10 protein-coding genes are annotated in these 24,307 nt (G+C 76.6%); 2 read left to right on the top strand and 8 right to left on the bottom strand.

Features of this window, described 5'->3' with window-relative positions; genetic code table 11:
* Window positions 1–78 precede the first annotated feature (78 nt).
* Window positions 79–825, top strand: a complete 747-nt coding sequence (locus ACGF5G_RS27390; RefSeq protein WP_393267844.1) for a hypothetical protein — start codon at window positions 79–81, stop codon at window positions 823–825.
* Between the two features lie 37 nt (window positions 826–862).
* On the opposite strand, the gene ACGF5G_RS27385 is transcribed toward ACGF5G_RS27390, so the two are convergent.
* The 8 genes from ACGF5G_RS27385 to ACGF5G_RS27350 form a co-directional block, all read right to left on the bottom strand.
* A complete protein-coding gene (locus ACGF5G_RS27385) occupies window positions 863–12,760 on the bottom strand; it encodes an amino acid adenylation domain-containing protein (protein WP_393267842.1) in 11,898 nt (3,965 codons plus the stop codon).
* Complete coding sequence (locus ACGF5G_RS27380; protein WP_393267839.1) at window positions 12,753–13,097, bottom strand: phosphopantetheine-binding protein; 345 nt, start codon at window positions 13,095–13,097, stop codon at window positions 12,753–12,755. Before ACGF5G_RS27380 ends, ACGF5G_RS27385 begins: the two co-directional genes overlap by 8 nt.
* Window positions 13,098–13,174: 77 nt before the next feature.
* Window positions 13,175–14,134 carry a thioesterase domain-containing protein gene (locus tag ACGF5G_RS27375; RefSeq protein ID WP_393267836.1) on the bottom strand — a complete coding sequence of 320 codons (960 nt, stop codon included), beginning with the start codon at window positions 14,132–14,134 and terminating at the stop codon, window positions 13,175–13,177.
* A complete protein-coding gene (locus ACGF5G_RS27370; protein WP_393267834.1) occupies window positions 14,070–17,234 on the bottom strand; it encodes an AMP-binding protein in 3,165 nt (1,054 codons plus the stop codon). Before ACGF5G_RS27370 ends, ACGF5G_RS27375 begins: the two co-directional genes overlap by 65 nt.
* Complete coding sequence (locus ACGF5G_RS27365; RefSeq protein ID WP_393267832.1) at window positions 17,231–19,003, bottom strand: non-ribosomal peptide synthetase; 1,773 nt, start codon at window positions 19,001–19,003, stop codon at window positions 17,231–17,233. Before ACGF5G_RS27365 ends, ACGF5G_RS27370 begins: the two co-directional genes overlap by 4 nt.
* A 272-nt stretch (window positions 19,004–19,275) precedes the next feature.
* Window positions 19,276–20,448: an alanine--tRNA ligase-related protein gene (locus ACGF5G_RS27360; RefSeq protein ID WP_393267829.1), complete on the bottom strand. Its 1,173-nt coding sequence runs from the start codon at window positions 20,446–20,448 to the stop codon at window positions 19,276–19,278.
* A 262-nt stretch (window positions 20,449–20,710) separates the two neighbouring features.
* The gene (locus ACGF5G_RS27355) at window positions 20,711–21,853 is read right to left on the bottom strand and encodes a fatty acid desaturase family protein (RefSeq protein WP_393267827.1); all 1,143 of its coding nucleotides are present in this window, start codon (window positions 21,851–21,853) and stop codon (window positions 20,711–20,713) included.
* A 14-nt stretch (window positions 21,854–21,867) separates the two neighbouring features.
* Complete coding sequence (locus tag ACGF5G_RS27350; RefSeq protein ID WP_393267824.1) at window positions 21,868–22,956, bottom strand: ferredoxin reductase; 1,089 nt, start codon at window positions 22,954–22,956, stop codon at window positions 21,868–21,870.
* An 83-nt stretch (window positions 22,957–23,039) separates the two neighbouring features.
* Between ACGF5G_RS27350 and ACGF5G_RS27345 the strand changes: the two genes are divergently transcribed.
* Complete coding sequence (locus tag ACGF5G_RS27345) at window positions 23,040–24,278, top strand: PucR family transcriptional regulator (protein WP_393267822.1); 1,239 nt, start codon at window positions 23,040–23,042, stop codon at window positions 24,276–24,278.
* Window positions 24,279–24,307 lie beyond the last annotated feature (29 nt).

Genomic DNA, 24,307 nt, shown 5'->3' with positions numbered 1-24,307 from the left:
GAAGACTCATTGACGGCGGCACCGCGGCTGGACACTAGGGTGGGCGGATCAGACCGCGAGCCACCGGAGGACGCCTCGTTGCCCGACGCGCCAGACGCCGAGCCCTACCTCCCCAGCTATGACCCGAAGATCGTGCCCTGGCACCTGACCTGGGCGGAGGTGGCCCCGTCCCGGCAGCCGTTCGATCCGGTCTCCGCCCCCGCCGTCGTCCGGTCGCTGCCGCCGGCCGCCGCTGTCCCCACCCGGCCACCCGGCCGGTCGGGCCGACCCGAGGTGCACGAATGGGGGCAGCGGCAGGGCATGCGGTGGGCCGACGAGATGAGCTTCGCGATCGTCGGCCACTACGGGCACTGGGCGTCGGGCTGGCGGTGGGGTGTCGGCGAGGCGGACTTCGGCGGCGGCCCCGTCCACGCCTGGTGCTGCCCCGCCGACAGCATGGGTGACCCCGAGCAGACGCTCGGCGTGGTCACCGAGGCGTTGGTCGAGTGGCGGGGGTGGCGGGGGTGGCTGGAGGAGCTGGCCGAGCGCTTCGACCGGTTCCTGCCGCTGATCGCCGCCGACCGCGCCGACCCGTCCGCCTGGGAACGGGCGGTGGCGCACCTGGTCACCGTCGTGGTCGACCGGACCTGTGCCGACGGCCCCTGGGAGTGGCACTGCCGGCAGGTGCTCGGCTGGTTCCTCGGCTTGGCGGGCGTACCGTCCGAGCGGCACAAGCCGCTGCTCGACCGGTCGATCGACGGTCGCTTCGACGACTTCCGCACCCCGTCGAACCTGCTGATCCAGGACGTCGCCGAACGATTCGGCCGCGCGGTGACCGGCCGGTGAGCGAGCCCACCGCCGCGCACCGTCATCTCGTCACCAGTCAGCGGGCGCCGGTCAGCTCGGCCAGCCGCCGGTCGGCGAGTTCCTGGATGCGGTCCTTGTCGCTGACGATCACCGTGCCCGGGTCGGCGTCCGGCAGCTCGTCCTCCAGCCGCCGGATCGGCCGGTACGCCCACCCGGCGGCGGCGAGCGCCAGGGTGCACAGCCCGGCGACGATGGCGGTGAGCGCGATCCCCCGGCCGGGCCCGTGCCCGATCACCGCGCCGAGCGACCGGGCGATGCCGTCGCCGGTAGCCATCAGCGGCTCGAAGACCCCCTCGGCGAGCGGGGCGGCGGTGAGGAACCCGGCGGGCACCATCAGCCAGGAGAGCATCAGCGTGGTGGCGAGCACCCGGCCCTGCAGCTCCAGCCCCACCTTGGCCTGCACGATGGCCAGCCAGTGCGTGTTGACCAGCGCCGAGGCGAGCCCCAGCCCGAACAGGCCCACCGCCGGGAAGACCGGGTCCGGACGCAGCCCGACCATCAGCATCGCGACACCGAGCAGCACCACGCCGGTCAGGATGCCGGTGGTCCGCCGCGCCGTGCCGCCCCACACGCCCATCAGGATGCTGCCCAGCAGCAGCCCGGCGCCGCTGGCGGCGAGCACCACGCCGAGCACGGAGGGGTCGCCGAAGGAGAGGGTCAGCGGGGTGGCCAGCACCTCGACGACGGCGAAGAAGTAGTTGAGCAGCGCGGTCAGCACGATCATCGCGAGCAGGCCGTGCCGGCGGGCGATGAACCGCCAGCCCCCGAGGACCTCCTGTCCGAACGACTCCTCCCGCTTCTTGAACAGGGTGTCGGGGAAGCGTACGGCGAGGGTGATGCCGACCGCGACGGCGAAGCTGACCAGGTCGATCAGGACGATGCCGCGAAGGCCGATCGCGACCACGAGCGCGCCGCCGACCAGCGGGGCGAGCACGGTGCTGGTCGCGGTGCCCAGCGAGATGAGGCCGTTGGCCCGGCCGTAGTACCGCTTGGGCACGAGCTGGGTCACCGCCGCGAGGTACGCCGGTTGCTGGAACGCGGTGGCCAGCGCGCTGGCCGTGAGCACGGCGAAGACGTGCCAGAGCTGCGCCCGGCCGGTCCAGAGCAGCACCGCCAGGACCACCGTGCCGCAGGCGGCGAAGGAGTCGGCGCAGACCATGATCAGCCGGCGGTCCCAGCGGTCGGCCAGCGCGCCGGCGATCGGTGAGAGGACCACCGCCGGCAGCAGCGCCAGCACCGACGCCAGCGCGAACCAGGAGATCGAGCCGGTGCGCTGGTAGACCCACAGCGACAGGGCGAACCCGGTCAGCCCCGTGCCGACCAGCGACACGAGCTGCCCGAACGCGACCAGGAAGAACGTGGTCAGCCCGGAGCGGGCCGGCGGAACCGGCGCGGGGGCGCCCGTCCGGGGCACGCGCCGGCCGGGCGGCGCGGCGGACGACCCGGTCCCGGCCACCGGGCCGGCCGTTCGGGGCGGCGGCGCACCGCCCGTCGCCCGGGACGGCTCGGCCGGGGCCGCCACCTCGCCGGAGACCCCCTCCCCGACGGCCGGCCCGACAATGGCCGGCTCGGCGTCGGCCGGCTCGGCGACGACTGCCGCCTCCGCCGGGTCGGCCAGGATGATGTCGGCCAGCTCCGTGGCCTGGTGCTTCTGGAAGTAGTGGCCCGCGCCCTCGATGGTGCGCAGGCAGACCGAGTCGGAGAAGTACGCCCACTCCAGGTAGCGCTCCTCGTACAGCTCGGTGGCGCGGTCGCCGGTGCCCACCACGCAGACGATCGGGGCGGCCAGCCGCCGGGGCAGCCCCTGGGCGTAGACGTCGGTGTAGTAGTCCTCGCCGACCCGGGTGTCGGCCAGGAAGATCCCCATCAGGAAGTCCTTCTCCCGTTCGTCGAGCACGTCGGTGAAGAAGCCCATGGCCCGCAGGAAGTCCAGCGCGTGCCGCTTCGAGGTCCAGCGCTCCATCGGGAAGGCGCGGCGGAACCAGCGGGCGAACCGGCCCGGCAGCCGGGGTGCCGGGAAGTGCCCGCCGACGACCACCCGGCGCACGTCGACTCCGGCCGCCTCCAGCCGCCGGCCCAGCTCGACGGCGGTGGCGCCGCCCATGCAGTGGCCGTATACCAGCACCGGACCGGAGATGCCGGCGGTCACCTCGGCCACGCACCGCTCGACCAGCTCGGCCATGCCCAGGGCCGGCTCGTCGGGGCGGTTGAGGTCGTGCCCGGGGCGTTGCAGCGCGTAGAGCGCGACGTGCGCGGGCATCGCGGCGGCCAGGGACTGGTAGGTCACCGCGCCGGCCCCGGCGAACGGTACGCAGAGCACCGTCACCGCCGGCGCGGCCGTCCGGGGCGGGGTCAGCTCGTGCAGCAGCCGGCCGGGCTCGCCCGCCGCGGCATCGGCGTGCCCGGTCAGGCCGCGGATCGTCGGGTGGCGGAACAGGTCCAGCACGCTGATCGGCGGCTCGATGCCGCTGAGCGCCCGGATCGCCGTGAACGAGTCCCCGCCGAGGTCGAAGAAGTCGTCGTCGATGCCGACCCGGTCGTAGCCGAGCACCTGCGCCCAGCGCTCGGCGAGGGCGGCCTGCAGCGGGGTGGCCGGCGCCGCGCCGACGTCACCGCGCGGCCCGCCGCGCTCGGGCGCCGGCAGGGCCCGGCGGTCGACCTTGCCGTTGTCGGTCAGCGGCAGGGCGTCGAGCGGCACGTACGTCGTCGGGACCATGTAGTCGGGCAGCCAGTCGCGCAGGAACGCCCGCCACCGGCCGGCCCCCTCGTCCGGCGGCTCGGGGCGCGGCGCGAGGTACGCGACCAGGGCCGGCTCGCCGTCGATGTCACGCACCACGACGGCCGACTCCCGCACCGCCGGGTGCCGTTGCAGCGCCGCCTCGATCTCGCCCAGCTCGATGCGGTGGCCGCGCACCTTCACCTGGGAGTCGTTGCGGCCGAGGCACTCGATCGTGCCGTCGGGACGCCACCGGGCGAGGTCGCCGGTGCGGTAGAGCCGGGCGCCCGGCCGGTCGGCGTACGGGTCGGGGCGGAACCGGTCGGCGGTCAGGCCCGGCTGGTCGAGGTAGTCGCGGGCCACCCCGGCGCCGCCGAGCCAGAGCTCCCCGACCACCCCGACGGGCACCGGCCGCAGCGCCTCGTCGAGCACGTACGCCCGCAGGTTGGCGATCGGCCGGCCGATGGTGACCTCGGGCGCGTCCGGCGCGATCCGGGCCGTGGTAGCCCAGATGGTGGCCTCCGTCGGCCCGTACATGTTCCACAGCTCGCCGACCCGGGCGGCCAGGTCGCGGGCCAGCGGCGGGGGCAGCGCCTCGCCGCCGCAGAGCGCCCTCAGCCCCGGCATCCCGGTCCAGCCGGAGGCGATCAGCAGCCGCCAGGTGGCCGGGGTGGCCTGCACGACGGTGGCCCCCTCGGCGCGCAGCAGCGCGGCCAGCCCGGCGGCGTCGTAGCCGACGTCCCGGCCGGCGACCACCACCCGGGCGCCGACCACCAGCGGCAGGAACAGCTCCAGCACGGAGATGTCGAAGGCGAAGGTGGTCAGCGCGACCAGGGTGTCGTCGGCGGTCAGGCCCGGCGCGTGCCGCATCGCGGTGAGCAGGTTGACCACCGAGGCGTGGCTGACCCGCACGCCCTTGGGCCGGCCGGTGGAGCCGGAGGTGTAGAGCACGTACGCCAGGTGCGCGGGCGTGGTGACCGGAGCGGGGTCGGCGGCGCACTCGACGGCCAGGGACGGGTCGTCGACGCGCAGCACCGGGCCGGCGAAGTCCGCGAACCGGTCGGCCAGCCCCGGCTCGGTGACCAGCACCGCCGCGCGGCTGTGGTCCAGCACCCAGCGCTGCCGGTCCAGCGGGTACGACGGGTCCAGCGGGACGTACGCGCCACCGGACTTGAGCACGCCGAGCAGCGCCACCAGCAGGTCGGCGGAGCGTTCCATCGACACGGCGACCGTCACGTCCGGTCCGACGCCGACCCGGCGCAGCCGGCGGGCCAGCCGGTTGGCGCGCACGTTCAGCTCGGCGTAGCTGAGGGTGCGGCCCGCGAAGGTGACCGCGGGGCGGTCCGGGGTGCGGGCCACCTGCTCCTCGACCAGCCGGGCCAGCCCGACCGCCGGGACCGGCGCGGCCGTGGCGTTCCACTCGCCCAGTTGCCGGTGCCGCTCGGCGGGGGTCAGGATCTCCACGTCGGCGAGCCGGCCGTCCGGGTCCGCCACGAACGCGGTCAGCAGCGTCTCCAGGTGGGCCAGCATCCGCTCGGCGGTGCCCGGGTCGAACAGCGCGGTGTTGTACTCCAGGCAGCAGAGCAGCCCGTCCGGCCGGTCGTACGCGTACAGGGCGAGGTCGACCTGGGCGGTGCCGGGTTCGACGGTGAGCTGCTCCACCCGCAGGCCCGTCATCGCCAGGTCCTGCTCGGGCAGGTTGAGCAGGTTCACCATCACCTGGAACAGGGCGTTGCGGCTGAGGTCCCGGGGCACGTCGAGGGCGTTGACGACCCGCTCGAAGGGCGTCTCCTGGTGGTCGTACGCGGCCAGGGCGGTGCGGCGGGTCTCGTCGAGCAGCCGGGCGACGCTCCAGTCGCCGTCCAGGGTGGTGCGCAGCACGATGCTGTTGAGGAAGAAGCCGACCATCGGCTCCAACTCGGCGCGGACCCGGCCGGCGACCGGGGAGCCGACGCAGATGTCGCGCTGCCCGGTGTAGCGGAACAGCAGCGCCTGCACGGCGGCGAGCACCGTCATGTAGAGGGTGGCGCCGTGCCGCTGGCCAAGGTCGCGGACCCGCTCGGTCAGCGCCGGCGGCAGGGTCAGTCGGGCCACCGCCCCGTCGAAGGTCTGCACCGGCGGCCGGGGCCGGTCGGTGGGCAGTTCCAGGGCGCCCGTCGCGCCGGCCAGCCGCTCGGTCCAGTACGCCAGGTCGGCGGAGTCGGCGGCGGCCCGCTCCCGCTGCCAGCGGGCGTAGTCGGCGTACTGGACCGGCAGGTCGGGCAGGGGTGAGGGCAGGTCGGCGGCGAGGGCGTCGTAGAGGGCGCCCAGGTCGGCCCGGATCACCCCGAGCGACCAGCCGTCGGAGACGATGTGGTGCATCGCGAGGCAGAGCACGTGCCGGCCCGGCCCGGAGCGGAACAGGACGGGCCGGAACAGCGGCCCCCGTTCCAGGTCGTACGGCCGGCGGGCCTCGGCGACCAGCGCCACGCGCTCCCGCTCGGCGAGGTCCGCGTCGTCGGCGCCCTCGGCGGCCAGGTCGACCACCGGCAGGTCGACCGGTGCGGCGGGCAGCACCACCTGCACCGGGTCCCCGCCGTCGGGGCCCGGCCGGACCACGGTGCGCAGCACCTCGTGCCGACGCACCACCTCGGTCAGCGCGGCGGCGAGCACGTCGACCCGCAGGTCGCCGTGCAGCCGCAGGGCGGTGAGCACCGCGTACGCGACCTGGTCGTGCACCTGCTCCAGGAACCACAGCCGGCGCTGCCCGGAGGAGACCGGGGCGGGCCCGGGGTCGATGGCGCGCGGGATCGGCGGCACCGCCGGCTCCGGCGCGGCCGGCAGGGCGGCGGCGACCCCGGCGACGGTGGGCCGGGCGAACACCGCCTCGATCGGCAGCGCCACCCCGAGCCGGGCGCGCACCCGGGCGACGACCTGGGTGGCGAGCAGCGAGTGGCCGCCGAGGGCGAAGAAGTCGTCGTGCGCGCCGACCGGCGCGACGCCGAGCAGCTCGGACCAGATCTCCGCCACCGCCCGCTCCGCCCCGGTGCGGGGGGCGAGGTAGGCGGTGGTCAGTGCCGGCCGGTTGCCCCGCTCCGGCGAGTCCACGCCGGACGGGACGCCGCCGCCGTCCCCAGGGGACGCAGCCGCCGAGCCGGACGACGACGCGGGCTCCACCCCGGGTCGCACGACGGAATCCGCCCCGGACGGCGGCACGGCGGGTTCCGCGCCGGGCGGCGGGGCAGGGCGCGGGGCGGGGACGCCGCGGTCGACCCAGTGCCGCTGCCGCTCGAACGGGTAGGTGGGCAGTTCCACCCGGCGGTGCGGCCCGGGGTGGAAGGCGGACCAGTCGACGCGTACGCCGGCGAGCCAGAGCCGGCCCACGGCGTCGAGCGCCACGCGGTGGTCGTCGGCGTCGGCGCGGACGTGGCGCATGACCTGCACCACGCGCTCGGGCCGCGCGCCGCCCTGGCGCAGCAGCCCGCCGAGGGTGTGCCCGGGGCCGACCTCGGCGACGACCAGGCCCCGCCCGGCCAGCAGCGCGGCGCAGTCGGCGAAGCGGACCGTGCCGCGCAGGTGCCGCACCCAGTACTCCGGGTCGGTGACCTCCCCGGGCCCCACGGCGGCGCCGGTGACGTTCGACAGGAACGTCGTCGTCGGCTCGGCGTAACCGACCTGCCGCGCCTCGGTGCGGAAGTCGTCGAGCACCGGGTCGAGCAGCGCGGAGTGGAAGGCCCGGTCGGCGTGCAGCGGGCGGGTCTCGACCCCGTCGCGGTCGAGCCGCCGGCGCAGGGCGGCGACGGTGTCGGGCCGGCCGGACACCACGCACAGGCCGGGCGCGTTGACCGCGGCGAGCGCCAGGTCGTCGCCGAGCAGCGCGCCGACCTCGGACTCCGGCAGGGCGACGGCGAGCATCGCGCCCGGCTCGGTGCCCTGGGCGAGGCGGCTGCGGGCGCACACCAGCCGCAGCGCGTCCGCGAGGGAGAACACGCCGGCCAGGCACGCGGCGACGTACTCGCCGAGGCTGTGCCCGGCCACCGCCTCGGGGCGCAGGCCCCGCTCGACCAGCAGCCGGGCCAGCGCGTACTCGGTGACGAAGAGCGCCGGCTGGTTGATCCGGGGCTCGGCGAGCAGGCGCTCCGCCTCGGCCCGGTCGGCGGGCGCGGGGTCGAGCACCGTCCGCAGGTCCACCCCGAGCGGCTCACGCAGCAGTTCCGCGCAGTGGTCCACGACCGCCCGGTAGGCGGGCTCGGCCCGGTACAGGCCGGCGCCCATGCCGACGTGCTGCGCGCCGTGGCCCGGGAAGACGAAGGCCAGGCCGGCGTCGCCGTCGGTCGCGGCGGTGAGCAGCCGCGCCGGGTCGCCAAGCGCGTCGAGGGCGTCGGCCCGGTCGGCGCAGACGACGGCCCGCCGGTGCGCCATCTGCCGCCGCCGGCCCAGGCCCGCGGCCACGTCCGCCAGCGGCAGCGCGGGGTACGCGTCGAGGTGCGCGCGCAGCGCGTCGGTGGCCTGGTCCAGCGCGGCGGGCGTACGCGCGGAGAGCACCAGCAGGTGCGGGCCGGCGGGCGGCGCGACGACCGGCGGCGCGGCGGCGGCCGGCGGGGCTTCCTCCAGCACGACGTGGGCGTTCGTGCCGCCCATCCCGAAGGAACTCACCCCGGCCCGGCGCGGCCCGGAGTCGCCCGGCCACGGCCGGGCCCGGGTCGGCAGGTGGAACGGGCTGGCGGCGAAGTCGATGGCGGGGTTGGGCCGGCGCAGGTTGACCACCGGCGGCAGGGTGCGGTGCCGCAGCGCCAGCACAGTCTTGATAAGGCCGGCCACCCCGGCCGCGGCGTCGGTGTGCCCGATGGCGGCCTTGACCGAGCCGAGCGCGCAGAACCCGGTGTCGGCGGTGCCGCGGCGGAACGCCTCGGTGAGTGCGGCGACCTCGATCGGGTCGCCGAGGCTGGTGCCGGTGCCGTGCGCCTCGACGTAGCCGACCGTGCGGGGGTCCACCCCGGCCACGGTGAGGGCCCGGCTGACCACCTCGGCCTGGCCGGCGACGCCGGGGGCCGAGTAGCCGGCCCGGCGGGCGCCGTCGTTGTTCACCGCCGAGCCGCGGATCACCGCGTGCACCAGGTCGCCGTCGGCGAGGGCGTCGGCGAGCCGGCGCAGCACCACGATGCCGACCCCGCTGGAGGCGATGGTGCCGCGGGCGTCGGCGTCGAACGGGCGGCAGTGCCCGTCCGGGGAGAAGATCCCGCCGTCGTGGTGCAGGTATCCCTGCCGCTGGGCGGGGAAGACGCTCACCCCGCCGGCCAGCGCCAGGTCGCACTCGCCGGCGAGCAGGCTCTGCCGGGCCAGGTGCACCGCGACCAGGGAGGTGGAGCAGGCGGTGCCGACGCTGACGCTCGGCCCGGTCAGGTTCAGCTTGTACGACGCCCGGGTCGCCAGGAAGTCCTTGTCGTTGCTCAGCGCGAGCTGGTACTCCCCGAGCGCCCGGATCTCCTCCGGCGCGTCGCGCAGGTGCTCCGACAGGTAGTCGGCCCGGCCGGAGCCGGCGAAGAGCCCGATCTGCCCCGCGTACGCCTCCGGGTCGTGGCCGGCGCGTTCGAGGGCCTCCCAGGCGCACTCCAGCAGCAGCCGGTGCTGCGGGTCGAGCACCTGTGCCTCGCGCGGCGTGAAGCCGAAGAACTCGGCGTCGAAGCGGTCCACGTCGGGCAGCTCGGTGCCCCGCCGCACGTACGCCGGGTCGCCGATCAGCGTCGGGTCGGCCCCGTCGGCGAGCAGTTCCTCGGTGCGGAACTCCCGGACGGCCTCCACGCCGTCGCGGACCAGCCGCCAGAACTCCTCGGGGGTGCGGGCGCCGGGGAACCGGAGAGCCATCCCGACCACCGCGATCGCGTCCCCGGGTACCCCCGTACGCGTGGCGGCCGGGGCCGCACGCGGCGCCGGGACCGCCGGCGGCGCGGCGACGCCGGCAAGGAACCCGGCCAGCGCGGCGACGGTGGTGTGGCGGAACAGGTCGGTCACGGTGAGCACCGGACCGAGCTGCTCGACCAGCAGCCGGTGCACGGCCAGCAGCCGCAGCGAGTGCCCGCCCAGGTCGAAGAAGTTGTCCCGGACGCCGACCCGGTCGACGCCGAGCACCTCCCGCCACACCTCGGCGACGAGCCGCTCGGCCGCGGCGACGTCGCCGACCGGCGGCGCCACCGGCGCGGCCCCCGGCCCGGCCGGCTCCGGCCTGCCGCCCGGGGGCGGCGGGAGGGCGGCCGGGTCGAGCTTGCCGTTGCCGGTCAGCGGCAGCGCGTCGACGCCCACGAACGCGGCCGGCACCAGGTGTCCGGGCAGCTCCGCCCGCAGCCCGGCGCGCAGCGCGGCCGGGTCCGGGTCGCCAGTGAGGTAGGCGACCAGCCGGGGGTCGTCGGGGTCGTCGCGGCGCAGCACGACGGCGACGTCGCTGTCCGGCCGGAGCCGGCGCAGCGCCGCCTCCACCTCGCCGGGCTCGATGCGGTGGCCGCGCAGCTTGACCTGCCCGTCGGCGCGGCCCAGGAACTCCAGGACGCCGTCGGCGCGCCACCGGGCCAGGTCGCCGGTGCGGTAGAGCCGCCGCCCGCCCTCGGCGGCGAACGGGTCGGGCAGGAACCGGTCGGCGGTCAGCCCGGGCCGGTTCAGGTAGCCGCGGGCCACGCCCACGCCGCCGACGTACAACTCGCCGGTGACGCCGACGGGGACCGGGTCGAGCCGGTCGTCCAGCACGTACAGGGTGGTGTTGGCGATCGGCCGGCCGATCGGCACGGAGCCGGCCCGCGCGGTGTCGGGGCCGACCTCGTGCACCGCGCAGCCGACGACGGTCTCGGTCGGGCCGTACTCGTTGACGAGCCGGGTGCCGGCGGCGTGGTCCCGCCACAGCGCCACCTGGTCGGCGCGCAGGTTCTCCCCGCCGATGACGAACGCCCGGGTCCGGCCCGCCGCCCCGGTCGCCCCGACCTGCCGGTTGACGATCTCCAACTGGGCGGGGGTGATCTTGACCAGCCCGTACGGCGTGCGCCGTGCGCGCAGCGCCTCGCCGAGCCCCGCCGGCCCGAGGTCGTCGGGGAGCAGCCGGACGGTCGCGCCGGCGGCCAGCGGCACCAGCAGGCTGGTCACCGTCAGGTCGAAGCCGATCGACGAGTGCACCGGCACCTCGTCGCCCGGCCCCAGCCGGTACGCGGCGCCCGCCCAGCGCAGGTAGTTCACCACGCCCCGGTGGGTCACCATCACGCCCTTCGGGCGGCCCGTCGAGCCGGAGGTGTGCATGACGTAGGCGAGGTCGTCCGAGCCGGTCCGCGCGGACACCGGGGCCGTCCCGGTCGGCGGCGCCGCGTCGAGGCCGACCTCGACCGGCCGGGCCTGCCCCGCGGGGAGCCGGTGCCGCAGCGGCGCGGAGGTCAGCACCACCGGCGCGCCGCTGTCGGCCAGGAGGTGCCCGAGCCGGGCCGGCGGGTGGGTCGGGTCCAGCGGCACGTACGCGGCCCCGGCCTTGAGCACCGCGAGGAGCGCCACCGGCAGCGCGGCGGACCGCTCCAGCAGGACGCCGACGAGGTCGCCCACGCCGATCCCCTCGGCGCGCAGCGTCGCGGCCAGCGCGTCGGCGCGGGCGTCGAGTTCCCCGTAGCTCAGGGTGCGCGCGTCGTCGGCGACTGCCGGGGCGTCGGGCAGTTCCCGGGCCCACCGGCCGACCAGCGCGTGGACGCGGTCGTCCGGCGGCGCGGCGGTGGCGGTGTCGTTCCAGTCCACCAGCATCCGTCGGCGTTCCTCGGCGGCGAGCAGCCGGGCGTCGCGGATCCGGACGTCGGGATCAGCGAGCAGGTCGGCCAGCAGGGTCCGGAAGTGTCCGGCGAGCCGCGCCACGGTCGCCGCGTCGAACAGGTCGGTGCGGTACTCGACCACGGCGTCGAGCCCGTCCGCGCCGGGGCGTACGGCCACGGTCAGGTCGAACTTCGCGGTGTGGGTCGGCACCTCGACGCAGGTCGCGTCGATCCCGGGCAGCCGCAGCGGCGCGGGCGCGTCAGCGTGCACGAACATCACCTGGAACAGCGGGCTGCGCCCGGCGTGCCGGGCCGGGCACACCGCCTCGACCACGCTTCCGAAGGGCAGCTCCTGCCGCTCCCGGGCGGCCAGCACCTCGGCCCGGACCCGGGCGACGCAGGTGGCGAAGGTCGGGTCGTCGGCCAGGTCGGTCCGGATCACCACGGTGTTGACGAACAGGCCAACCAGCGGCTCCGTCTCCGGGCGGCCGCGGTTGGCCACCGGGGTGCCGACAGGCACGTCGTACCGGCCGGTCCACCGGGCCAGCAGCACCTGGAACGCGGCGAGCAGCAGCAGGTACGGCGTGACGTTGAGCCGCAGGCACAGCGCCCGCAGCGCCTCGGGCGGGACGCCCAGCGGGAACGCGGCGGTGGCGCCGGCCTGCGACGGCGCGGCGGGCCGGGGGCCGGTGGTGGGCAGCTCCAGCACCGGCGGCGCGCCCGCGAGCCGCTCCCGCCACCAGCGCCGCTGCGCCTCCGCCTCCGGCCCGGCCAGCCACCGCCGCTGCCACCGCGCGTAGTCGCCGTACGTGACGGGCAGCGCCGGCAGCTCGGCGGACCGGCCGGCGAGCCGGGCGGCGTACGCCTCGGAGAGTTCGTCGGCGACGATCCGCAGCGACCACTCGTCCACCGCCGCGTGGTGCGCGGTCAGCACCAGCACGTGGTCGGTGTCGGCGAGGCGCAGCAGGCGGGCCCGCAGCACCGGGCCGCCGCCCAGGTCGATCGGGGTGGCCGCCTCGGCGGCGAGGCGGGCGGCCAGCTCGTCCTCCCGCGCGGACGCGGCCAGCCCGGTCAGGTCCAGCACGGCCAGCAGTCCGGTCGGCGGCTCGGCGACCACCGGCACCACCTGGTCGCCCTCGGCGGTCAGCGTGGTGCGCAGCGGCTCGTGCCGGGCGACCACCGCGTCCAGCGCCGCGCTCAGGGCGGGCAGGTCCAGCGGGCCGCGCAGCCGCCACGCCACCGGCGCCAGGTACGCCGGGTCGCCCGGGTCGGCCTGCGCCAGGTACCACATCTGCCGCTGCCCGGCGGAGGCGACGCGGCCGGCGGCCCCGCCGCCGGGGATGATCGCGTCCGCGCCGGGGACGGCCGCGTCCCCGTCGGCGGTAGCGGCGCGCCGGGCGCGCAGGGCGGCGAGCAGCGCGGCCTGGCGCGGCGAGAGCACATCAGTCATCGAGACGCCCGAGCATCGTCTCGGCCTCGGCGTCCGAGCAGGCCAGCACGCTGAGGTAGAGCGCGGCGGCCTCGTCCACGGCGGGACCGTGCTCGGCGCGCAGCGCGGCGGTGAACTCGCCCAGCGTGGGATGCTCGAAGACGGCGGCCAGCGGCACCCGCACGTCGAGGGCGGCGCGCAGCCGGGCTGCCATCCGGGCGGCCACCAGGGAGTCGCCACCGAGCACGAAGAAGTTGTCCTCCGCCGTCACGTGGTCGGCCCGCAGCGCCGCGCGCCAGGCGTCCGCCACGACCTCCGCGACCGGGCTGCCCCCGTCACGCGTCCCGTCCGTCGTCATCGCGTCCCCCGGTCACGTCGTCCGTCCGTCGTCATCGCGTCCCCCGTCGTCCCGTCATCGCGGCCCCCGTCGTCCCGTCATCGCGGCCCCCCGGTCGCGTGTTCCGTTCCCGTCAGCTCGTCCCGGGTGTCTCCGCCGGTGCCGACGGTCTGCCCGTCAACGGCCCACACCCGCAGCAGGCCGAGCGCCTCCGCGTCGTCGCGCGCCTCGACCACCGGGCACGGCACCGGGGCCGGGCCGGTGCCGGCGGCATCCAGCAGGAACCAGAGCCAGGCGAGGTACCGGCCGGCGATCTCGTCGGCCGCGGTCTCCGCCTCGGCCGGGTCGAACCCGTTGGCGGTGGCGAAGGCGCTGGCGAGCCGGGTCAGCTCGTCGCGCAACCGGTCCACGGTGGTCACCGGGTCGGCGAGCAGCGGCGTCGGGTCGGCCGGCGCGGGATCGCCGGTGAGCTTGCGGTGCAGCACCGCGTACTCGCGGCGGACCGTCTCCTCGTCGGGCACCGTCGCCGCGACCAGGACCAGGTGGACCGGTGGTCCGCCGGCGGCGGCGAGGGCGCGGGCCAGGTGGTGGGCGAAGACCGCCGCGCTGCAGTAGCCGACGACCGTCACCGGGCCGGCGTCGGCGGGCCGCAGCCGGAGGAACTCCGCCGCGCAGGCGTCCGCCAGGTCGCGGTGGCCGGGCAGCCCCGGGTGCAGCTCCAGGCTGGTCACCGGGTCCAGCCGCCAGATCTCGTGCCGGCCGCCCCGCCGGGGCCCGCCCGGCCGGCACCCCGCCCCGGCTCCCGTCGCCCCGTCGACACCGGCCTCGGCCTCGGCACCGGCCTCGACTCCGGCTCCGGCCTCGACACCGGCCTCGACTCCGGCTCCGGCCTCGACTCCGGCTCCGGCCTCGGCTTCGGCTTCGGCTTCGGCTTCGGCTTCGGCTTCGGCGAGGGTGGCGGCGAGGCCGGGGCCGGCGGAGTCGCCGGCGAACTCAACCGTCAGCAGGCACCCGGACCGTCCCTCGCTGACCTGGCGCAACGCGATCGTCCGTGCCATCGGGGTCTCCTTGTGCGTACGCGTCGAGCTGGTCGGTGACGGCGGCGGCGAGCGCCGCCGCGGCGTCCGGGGTGAGCGCCCGCCCGTCGGCCTCGACGAGGACGGACAACGCCCCACCCGGGTGCTGACGCAGGGTCAGGCAGACCGGGAAGCGGTTAGCGGAGCGGCGTAGCTCCCGCCGCCGCCAGGTGACCCGGCCGGTGACCAGCTCGGGCTCCTCCACCGAGTCGAGGTAGCAGGTCGGGTAGGCGCCGGGCGGGGCGCCGGTGCCCCGCAGCACCTCGGCCGCCACCTCCCGGAACGGGGCCTGCTCGGCCACCGCCCGACGCAGCTCCGTCCGGACCCGGCCGAGGGTGTCGGGCCAGGGCTTCCGCAGGTCCGTGCAGGGCAGCAGCACGGTGTTGACCGCGTACCCGGCGACGTCGAACTCGTCGGCGGCGCGGCGGGTGGTGGTGGCGCAGCCGACGACCACCGCGTCCCGGTCGAGCAGCGCGCCGAGCGCCCGCGCGTACGCGGCGGCGGCCAGTTCGGTCGCGGTGCCGTCGCCCGCCCGGGTCAGCGCCCGGGCCGTGGCGCGCACCGGACGGGTCACCACGGTCCGGCCGGTGCCGCCGGGTACCGGGGCCGGCTCGGCGATCCCGCGCACCCGGGCGGCGGTGGCGCGGACGGCCTCCCGGGCGGCGGCGTCGGCGACCCGGGCCGACCGGCGCAGGTTCAGGTCGCACAGCGTGGTGGCGGGCGACGGGGGCGACCAGGCCGGGTCGTCGTGGCAGCGGGCCAGGTCGGCCAGGAACAGCCGCAGGGACCACGCGTCGACCGCCAGGTGGTGCCAGACCAGCAGCAGGTCGGTGCGGTCGCCGGAACCGAGCACGGCGCAGCGCAGCAGCGGCTCGGCCGTCGTGTCGAACGGGCGGCGGGCCCGGGCCCGCACGGCCGCGTCGAGCGCCGGGCCGTCGGTGACGTCGACCAGTTCCACGGTCGGTGGGTGCCGGTCGAGCACCAGCTCGGGCAGGCCGTCGACGAGCCGCAGCCCGGCGCCGAACGCGGGGTAGGCGGCGACCGCCCGGCGCAGCGCGGCGGCCAGCCGGCCCCGGTCCACGCGGGCCGTGGTGCTGAACCAGACCGGCTCCACGTAGAGGTCGGTGCCCGGGTCCAGCTCGTCGTGCAGCCACAGCCCGAGTTGCTCGGGGGTGAGCGGCGCGCGCCGCGCCCCCACCTCGGGCGGGGTCGCGGCCCTCGGCGCGGGGCCGGGCGGCCGACCGGTCGACGCCTCCCGGAGCCGGGCGGCGAGGGCCGCCGCGTCGGGGGCGCGCAGGACGTCGGCGGGGGTCACCCGCACGCCGGTACGCTCGGTCAGCCGGGCGGCCACCCGGGCCGCGGCGAGCGAGGTGCCGCCGAGCGGCAGGAAGGCGTCGCCGGCGCGGATCTCCCCGGCCGGCAGCACCCGCCGCCAGGCGTCGAGCACCACGCCGACCGGGTCGGCCGGGTCGGGCACGTCGGCAGATTCCCCAGGGTCGGTCGGGGACGGTGCGGCGACCAGGTCGACCGGATCCCCGGGGTCGGTCGGGGACGCTGCGGCGACCACGTCGACCGGATCCCCGGGGCCGGTCGGGGACGCTGCGGCGGGCAGGGGCAGCGCGGCGAGCCGGTCGTGGTCGTACTTGCCGTGCGGGGTGAGCGGCAGCCGGGGCAGCAGGGCCACCACCGCCGGCACGGCGTACCCGGGGAGCCGGTCACGGGCGTGGTCCCGGACCGCCCGCTCGGTCAGCCCGGCCCCCGGCTCCGCCGCCACGTACGCCACCAGCACGTCCCCGAGCCCGTCCCACCGCCGGGCCGCCACCACCACGTCGCGGACGCCGGACAGCCGGCGCAGCACCGCCTCCACCTCGGCCGGCTCGATCCGGAAACCGCGGAGCTTGACCTGCCGGTCGACGCGGCCGAGGAAGAGCAGGTTGCCGTCGGGCAGGGTGCGCGCCAGGTCGCCGGTCCGGTAGCTGCGCGTGCCGTCGGCCGCCGTGCCGAACGCCCGTTCCCCGCCCGGGTCCCGCAGGTAGCCGCGGGCCACCGCCGCGCCGGCGACGACCACCTCGCCGGTCCCCGTCGGGCGGCACGACCCGTCGGGTTGGCGCAGCAGCAGCCGGGTGCCCCGCACGGCGGTGCCGATCGGGGTCCGTTCGCCGGTCACCGCGCCGTCGCGGGGCACCACGTACAGGGCGCAGCAGACGGTCGCCTCGGCCGGGCCGTACCCGTTGACGACGGTCAGGGCCGGCCGGCTGCGGGCGATGTCCTGCAACAGCGGGCGCGGAATCGGCTCGACGCCGACCAGCAGCCGCCGCAGCCCGGTCAGCGCCCCCGGCTCGGCGCGCAGCAGCGCCCGCAGCTCGGGCAGGAACGCCGGCGGCACGTACGCGCTGCCCGCCCCCGCCGCGTCCAGGAACCTGGCGAGCGCGGCGCCGTCGTGCCGCGCCCCGTCCGGCACGACCCGCACCGTCCCGGCCCGCACCAACGGGGCGAAGCACTCCCAGACCGCGACGTCGAAGGAGGGGCGGGTCCACCAGGTGCCGGTGTGCCCGTCCGGCGCCGGCGCGCGGTCGTCGAGGTCGGCGAGGAGGTTGAGCAGGTTGCCGTGCTCCACCTGCACGGCCTTCGGCGCGCCCGTCGAGCCGGAGGTGTGCACCACGTACGCCACGTCGGACGGCTCGCCGGTGTCGGTGAGGGGCGCGGCCGGCCCGGCCCCGACGGCGGCCGGCGCGAGGACGGGCCGCCCGGGCGGGGCGGACCCGGCCACCACGAGCGCCGGTTCGGCGGCGTCGAGCAGCGCGGCGACGCGGGCCGGCGGCTGGCGCGGGTCCAGCGGCACGTACGCCGCCCGCACCGCGAACGCGCCGACGGCGGCGGCGACGGCGTGCGCGCCGGGCTCCAGCAGCACCCCGACCCGGTCGCCGGGGCCGACACCGCGCGCGGCGTAGCCGGCGGCGTAGCGGCCGGCGAGGTCGCGCAGGCCGGCCCAGGTGACGACGGCGTCCTCGGCGTGCACGGCGACCGCGTCCGGCCGCCGGTCGGCGGCGGCGAGCAGGCGGCTGAGCAGGGTGCCGGTCACCGGGCCGCCCCGACCCCGTCCGCCGCGACCGGCCCGGCGGCGCGCAGCGCCTCGACGGCGGCGAGGTAGTCGGCGAAGCGCCGGTGCTCGTAGAGCAGCGTGGCGCGCACGTCGACCCGCAGGCCCTGCCGGACCAGGGCGCTCAGCCGCACCGCGAGCAGCGAGTCGCCGCCGACGGTGAAGAAGTCGTCGTCGGGACGGGGCGGGGCGCCCAGCACGGCCCGCCACGCCTCGGCGACCGCCGTCCCGGCCTCGGTCGGCCGGTCCCCCGGCGCGTCCCGGCCGTCCCCGCGCTCGCCGGCCAGCCGCCGGGCGGTGCCGGCGCGCAGCGCGGCCCGGTCGAGCTTGCCGTTGGTGGTCAGCGGCAGGGCGTCGCACCGCTCCACGAGGTGCGGCACCATCGCGGCGGGCAGCCGGGAACGCAGCCAGTCCCGCACGCCGTCGGCGTCGACCGCGCCGACCACCCAGGCCACCAGCAGCGTCTGCCCGTCCCGGTCCAGCGTGCCGGCGGCGGCCTGGCCGACCCCCGGCATGGCGAGCAGGGCGAACTCCACCTCCCGCAGCTCGATCCGGTGGCCGCGGACCTTGACCTGGCCGTCGCCGCGGCCGACGAAGTGCAGCTCGCCGTCGCGGTCGCGCCGGCAGACGTCCCCGGTGCGGTAGCGCCGCTCCCCGTCGGTGACGCCGAAGGCGGCGGCGGTCTCGGCGGGCGCGGACCGGTAGCCACGGGCCAGCACCGGCCCGGCGACGACCAGCTCACCCTGCTCGGCACCGTCCTCGGGGCCGGTCGGGACCAGGGCCAGCCGGGCGCCGGCGACCGGCCGTCCGATCGGCGGCGGACCGGTCCGGTCGGTGTGCCGGCGCAGGTCCGACGTGGCGGTGACCAGGATGGTCGCCTCGGTGGGGCCGTAGAGGTTGTGCACGGCGGCGCCGAAGTCGGCCGGTGGCCAGGTGCGCAGCCGGTCGCCGCCCGTGGCCAGGCTGCGCAGCCGGCCGGTGTCGGCGCCGGCGCGCAGCAGGTGCTCGGCGAGCGGGGTGGTGAGGAAGCAGTGGTCGACCTCGCGCACCGTCGCCGCCACCCGCTCCGGGTCGCGGGCCACCGACTCGTCAGCGAGCAGCACCGTGGCGCCGCGCATCAGCGGCGCCCAGAGGTCGAGTAGGGCGGCGTCGAAGGCCAGCCCGGCGAAGGCGGCGGTCCGCACGCCGGGGCCGAGGCGGAAGGCGGTCGCGTACCAGTCGAGGACCGTCCACAGGCTGCGGTGGGCGACCTCGACCTGCTTGGGCCGGCCGGTGGAGCCGGAGGTGGAGATGAGGTACGCCAGGTCGTCGGCGTCGGGCAGCCGCAGGTGTTCCTCCCGGCCCGCGCGGACCGGGATGACCCCGGCGGGCAGCCGGTCGGCGTACTCCTCGGCGGTGACGGCGACGCGGCAGCCGGCGTCGGTGAGGATCCGGGCGACCCGGGCCACCGGCAGCGCCGGGTCCAGCGGGAGGAACGCGGCACCGCAGAACCAGGCGGCGAGCTGCCCGACGACGGCGTCGGCGGTGCGCGGCCGCAGCACCGCGATGACCCGCCCGTCGGTGTCGCCCGCGGCCAACGTCGGGGCCAGCGCCCCGGCCAGCTTCGTGGCGGCGGTGACGAGGTCGCGGTAGCGCAGCGTGCGGTGGCTGTCGACGACCGCCGGCCGGTCGGGATGTGTCCGGGCGGCGCGCAGCACCTGGGCGGGGACGGTGGTGGGGCGGTGCTGACCGGCACGTGCGGTGGCGGTCACGGCTCCCCGCAGGGTCGGGTCACGACAGCGCCTCCAGGTCGCGCGGCGGAAGGGGTGCGTAACAGCACGTCAACGCTTGTTACGCGAGTCATCCTGGCACCACGGCACGTGTCACGACCATCATCGACGGTGACGGGCCGAAACGGCGTTCGCCTCCATTTTCATGCACGTAGGTCTATTGACGCGCGGATGTCGACTTCGCTAAACGGAGCAGTCGGGAAACCCACGGTGACCCGGCGGCCGCACCCGACGCGGGACCGGGGCGGGCCGGCTCACCCCACCTCGCTCAGCAGCCCGTCGACGAGGTCGCGCGGCAGCCCGTGGGTGTCGTGCAGGTCGCGGTAGTCCTCGTCGGTCAGCGGCCCCCGGGACCGGCGGCGCCGGACCACCGGGCGTCCGCGCCGCAGCAGCTCCCGGAACCGCCGCTCCTCGCCGGAGAGCACCTCGCGCACCTCCTCGACGGTGACGCCCTGCCGGAACCCGTCGAGGGTGTGCCGCACCGGCCCGGTGGACAGGTCGGACAGGCTGCGGGACGGCTCGTCGCGCCACAGGGTGGTGAGTACGCGGCGCAGCAGCCGGCGCAGCACGTAGCCGCGACCCGTGTTCGACGGCCGGACGCCGTCGCCGACCACCACCACGCTCGACCGCAGGTGGTCGCCGACCAGGCGCAGCGGCTCGTCCCGCAGGTCCCACACGTCGCGGACGCCGCGGACCCACGGCACGAGCCCCTCGGTCTCGAAGACGGAGCGGTGGCCCCGCAGCACCATCTCCAGCCGTTCGAGGCCCATCCCGGTGTCCACGTTGGGCTGCCGCAGCGGCGTCAGGCTCCCGTCCGGGTGCCGGCGGTAGCGCATCCGCACGTGGTTCCAGACCTCCATCCACCGGCCGTCGGTGCCGGGGGTGCCCCGGGGCGGCCCGTCCCCCGTCCAGACGAAGATCTCCGTGTCGGGTCCGCACGGCCCGGTGGGGCCGTTGGACCACCAGTTCTCCTGCCCGGTCAGCTCCACGGGCAGGCCCAGCTCACCCCAGGTGCGCAACGAGGACTCGTCCGGGCCGACCTGGTCGTCGCCGCCGAAGACCGTCACGTGCAGCCGGTCGTGGTCGACGCCGAAGCCGTCGCGCAGCAGCTCGTAGCCCCAGCGCAGGCTCTGCGGGAGGCCGTAGTCGCCGAGCGACCAGGAACCCAGCATCCGGAACACGGTCAGGTGGGTGGTGTCGCCGACCTCGTCCAGGTCGGTGGTGCGCAGGCAGCGCTGCACGTTGACCAGGCGCCGGCCCAGCGGGTGGGGTCGGCCCTCCAGGTAGGGGGTCAACGGGTGCATGCCGGAGGTGGTGAACAGCACCGGGTCGCCCGGCGGCGGGATCAGCGAGCCGTCGGGCACGAGTTCGTGGCCGTGCTCGCGGAAGAAGTCGACGAAGGTGCGGCTGATCGGGTCGTACGTCATGGCGGACGGCCTTTCCGGGTGGGGCGGCCGGAAAGGGTCCACCGCCGGGAACCGGCGGGCCGGGACGACGGAGAAGAACGCCGGCGGACCGTTTCCGGTCGCCGGCGGGAGGTGGTGAGGTCAGGCGGCGGCGACCGACGAGCGCGAAGCTCGCGCGGCCGCGGCGGCGAAGGAACACCTGATCTCCATGCCCCCGACTGTACGCGCACGCCGACGCCGCCGCCCAGCGCGTTTCGCGCGGGGGCGGCGGCGTCGGGGAGGGTCAGGAACCCACGGAGACGAGAGCCGGGGCGGGACGGTCGTCGACCGGGCGGGGAGTCTTCCGGTTGGGCAGGGACAGCCGGAAGACCTTCTTCCACGCGGAGAAGACCTGCCGGGGCAGCGAGCCGGTGGTGTACTTCAGCCCGTACCGGTCGAACAGGGCCCGCACCTCGGGGGCGATCTCCTGGTAGCGGTTGCTGGGCAGGTCGGGGAAGAGGTGATGCTCGATCTGGTACGACAGATTGCCGGTCATGATGTGCAGCAGCCGGCTGCCGCTGATGTTGGCCGAGCCGAGCATCTGCCGCAGGTACCACTCGCCGCGCGTCTCGCCCTCGATCGAGCGCCGGGAGAAGGTCTCCACGCCCTCCGGGAAGTGCCCGCACATGATCACCGAGTGGCTCCACAGGTTGCGCAGGAGGTTGGCGGTGAACGTCGCGGCCAGCGTGTGCAGGAACGACGGCCCGGACAGCAGCGGGTGCAGGACGTAGTCCTTGAGCACCTGGCGGCGGATCTTCCGCCCCACCGCGCGGGCCCGGGCCCGGAACTCCGGCTTCTTGTGCCGGCCCTTGCGCAGGTTGCGCCCCAGCTCCAGGTCGTACGCGGCGATGCCGTACTCGAAGAAGCAGGCGTTGATGAAGTTCCACAGCGGCTGGCCCAGGTGGAACGGGTGCCACCGCTGGTCCTCGTCGACGCGCATGATGCCGTAGCCGAGGTCGTTGTCCTTGCCAATCACGTTCGTGTACCGGTGGTGCAGCTCGTTGTGCGAGTGCTTCCACTGGTCGGCCGGCGAGACGTGGTCCCACTCCCAGGTGGTGGAGTGGATCTTCGGGTCCCGCATCCAGTCCCACTGGCCGTGCAGGACGTTGTGGCCGATCTCCATGTTCTCCAGGATCTTGGCCATGGTCAGGCCGGCGGTGCCCACGATCCAGGCCGGCGGGAAGAGCGAGAACAGCAGCACCACCCGGCTGCCCAGCTCCAGCCTGCGCTGCGTCGAGATGACCCGGCGGATGTACGCGGCGTCCCGCTCGCCCCGGTCGGCGATCACCCGGTCGCGGATCGCGTCGAGTTCCTTGCCGATGGTCTCGATGTCCTCGGCGCTCAGGTGGGCGATCGGGTTGACGGGCTTGTTCTGGATCACGGTCACGTCGGGTACTCCGGTCAGTGGTCGATGTCGCAGGGGCCGGCCGCGGCCGACACGCAGGTCTGGATGAGGACGCCGTCGCCGGGCACCGCCGTGGTCAGGTCCCCGTTGCGCAGGTCGCGGACCGCGCCCTGGCGCAGCGGCAGGACGCAGCCGAAGCAGATGCCCATCCGGCAGCCCGACGGCATCAGCACCCCGGCGTTCTCACCGGCGTCGAGCAGCGGGGTGGCGCCGTCGGCCGCCACGGTCGCCCCCGAGCGGGTGAAGGTGACGGTGCCGCCCTCCCCGGGCGAGATGACGGTGGGCCGGAACCGCTCGGTGTGCAGCCGGCCGCCGCGACCCCGGGCCGTCCAGTGCTCCGCCAGCGCGTCGAGCAGGCCGACCGGGCCGCAGGCCCAGGTCTCCCGGTCGAGGTGGTCGGGTACGAGACCGGCGAGGTCGGCCACGGTGAGCAGCCCGTCGGCGTCGGTGTGCCGCTCCACCAGCCGGATCGCGCCCCGCGCGGCGAGGTCCCGCAGGTCGGCGCCGAAGATCGTGTCGGCGGGGGTCGGCGCGGAGTGCACCACCACGACGTCGGCACCGGCCAGCACGCCCGAGCGCAGCATCCCCATCACCGGGGTGACCCCGCTGCCGGCGGTCACGAAGAGCACCCGGGCGGGCGGCCGGCCCGGCAGCACGAAGTCGCCCTGGGCCTGGTCGAGCTGGACCAGCGTCCCGGGCTGCGCCCGGCGGACGAGGTGGTTGCTGACCACGCCGTCCGGGATCGCCTTGACGGTGATCGAGATGGGCCCGCGGGCGGTCGGGGCCGAGGTGACCGAGTACGCCCGCCACAGGCGCACGCCGTCGACGTCGACGCCGAGGCGGACGTACTGGCCGGGGGTGTGCCCCCGCCAGTCGCGGCCCGGCCGGATCACCAGTGTCGCCGCGTCGGCGGTCTCGGGGCGGACGGCGACGATCCGGCCGCGCAGGTCCGCCCCCGAGCGCAGCGGGGCCACCAGGTCGAGGTAGTCGTCGGGCAGCAGCGGGGTGGTGACCGACGCGGCCAGCCGCAGGATCCGGCCACGGAGGGACGCCGTCGCGGGTGGGCGCGGAGCGGTGGTGGTCATGATTCGATGGTCGCGGCAGACTGGCATAAAATCTTGGCCTGCGAAGGTGAACCGATCCCACCTTCTTGTGCGGAGGGAACAACGTGGCGGAACGCTCCGAGGCCGCCCGGCGCGTGGCCCGCCTCGAACTGGACGCGCGGGTCGCCGGCGCGCTGCGCGACCAGTTGCCGCTGCTCGCCGAGCGGACGGTGACCGCGATCACCGCCGAGGTGCCGAGCTACTCCGGCGCCCTCACCGGCCAGATGCGCGAGAAGATCGAGAACGCGGTGCAGATCGCGCTCGGCACGTTCCTCCAACTCGTCGAGCAGTCCCAGTCCGCCGACCCGAGCACGCCGCTGGTCGGCGCCCTGGAGGCCGCGTACGCCCTGGGCAGCGGCGAGGCGCGCTCCGGCCGGAGCGCGGACGCCCTGCTGGCCGCGTACCGGGTGGGTGCCCGCGTCTCGTGGCGGGAGATGTCGGCCACCACCGTGCAGGGCGGGCTGTCGGCGGCCACCGTCGCGGAGTTCGCCGAGCTGATGTTCGCGTACATCGACGAGCTCTCCGCCGCCAGCGTGGCCGGGCACGCCGACGAGCTGGCCAGCGTGGGCCGGGCCCGGCGCCGCAACCTGGAACGGCTCACCCAGCGGCTGCTCGCCGGCGAGCCCGAGGAGGTGCTGCTGCGCAGCGCCGACCGAGCCGACTGGCCGCCGCCGCAGACCCTCACCGTCGTGCTGCTGCCGCGGGCCAACCTCCGGGCGGCGCTCGCGCTGCTGCCCTCGCACACCCTCGAGAGCGGCGACGACCTGCCGGCGGCCGGGGCGGGCGAGGACCTGGCGGTGCTGCTGGTGCCCGACACGCACGGCGACCGGCGACGGCAGCTCGCCCGGGTGCTGCGCGGGCGGCGCGCGGTGCTGGGCCCCGCCCGCCCGTGGACCCGGGTCGCCGCCTCCTACCAGCGCGCGATCCGGGCCCTGTCGCTCGGCCTCCACCCGCCCCACGACGGTCCGGCGCTGGACACCGAGGAGCACCTCGCCGAGCTGGTGCTGAGCACGGACCCGGAGGGGCTCGCCGACCTGCGCGCCCGGGTCCTGGCGCCGCTGGCGTCGCTGCCGTCCGCCACCGCCGACCGCCTCGTCGAGACGCTGCGCTCCTGGCTGCTGCACCACGGCCGGCGCGACGACGTCGCCGCCGACCTCTTCGTGCACCCGCAGACCGTGCGCTACCGGATGGGCAAGCTCCGCGAGCTGTACGGCGACCGGCTGACCGATCCGGGGACCGTCCTCGACCTCACCCTCGCCCTGGCCTTCCCACCCCGCGACGGGGCCGGCGACCCACCGTCCTGATCGGACCGTCGGCCCTCGTGGACGCGGCC

This window comes from Micromonospora sp. NPDC047730 (assembly GCF_043204765.1).
Lineage (GTDB): Bacteria > Actinomycetota > Actinomycetes > Mycobacteriales > Micromonosporaceae > Micromonospora.
Note: the sequence above shows the minus strand (reverse complement) of the source record. Positions and strands in the feature narration are given on the sequence as shown.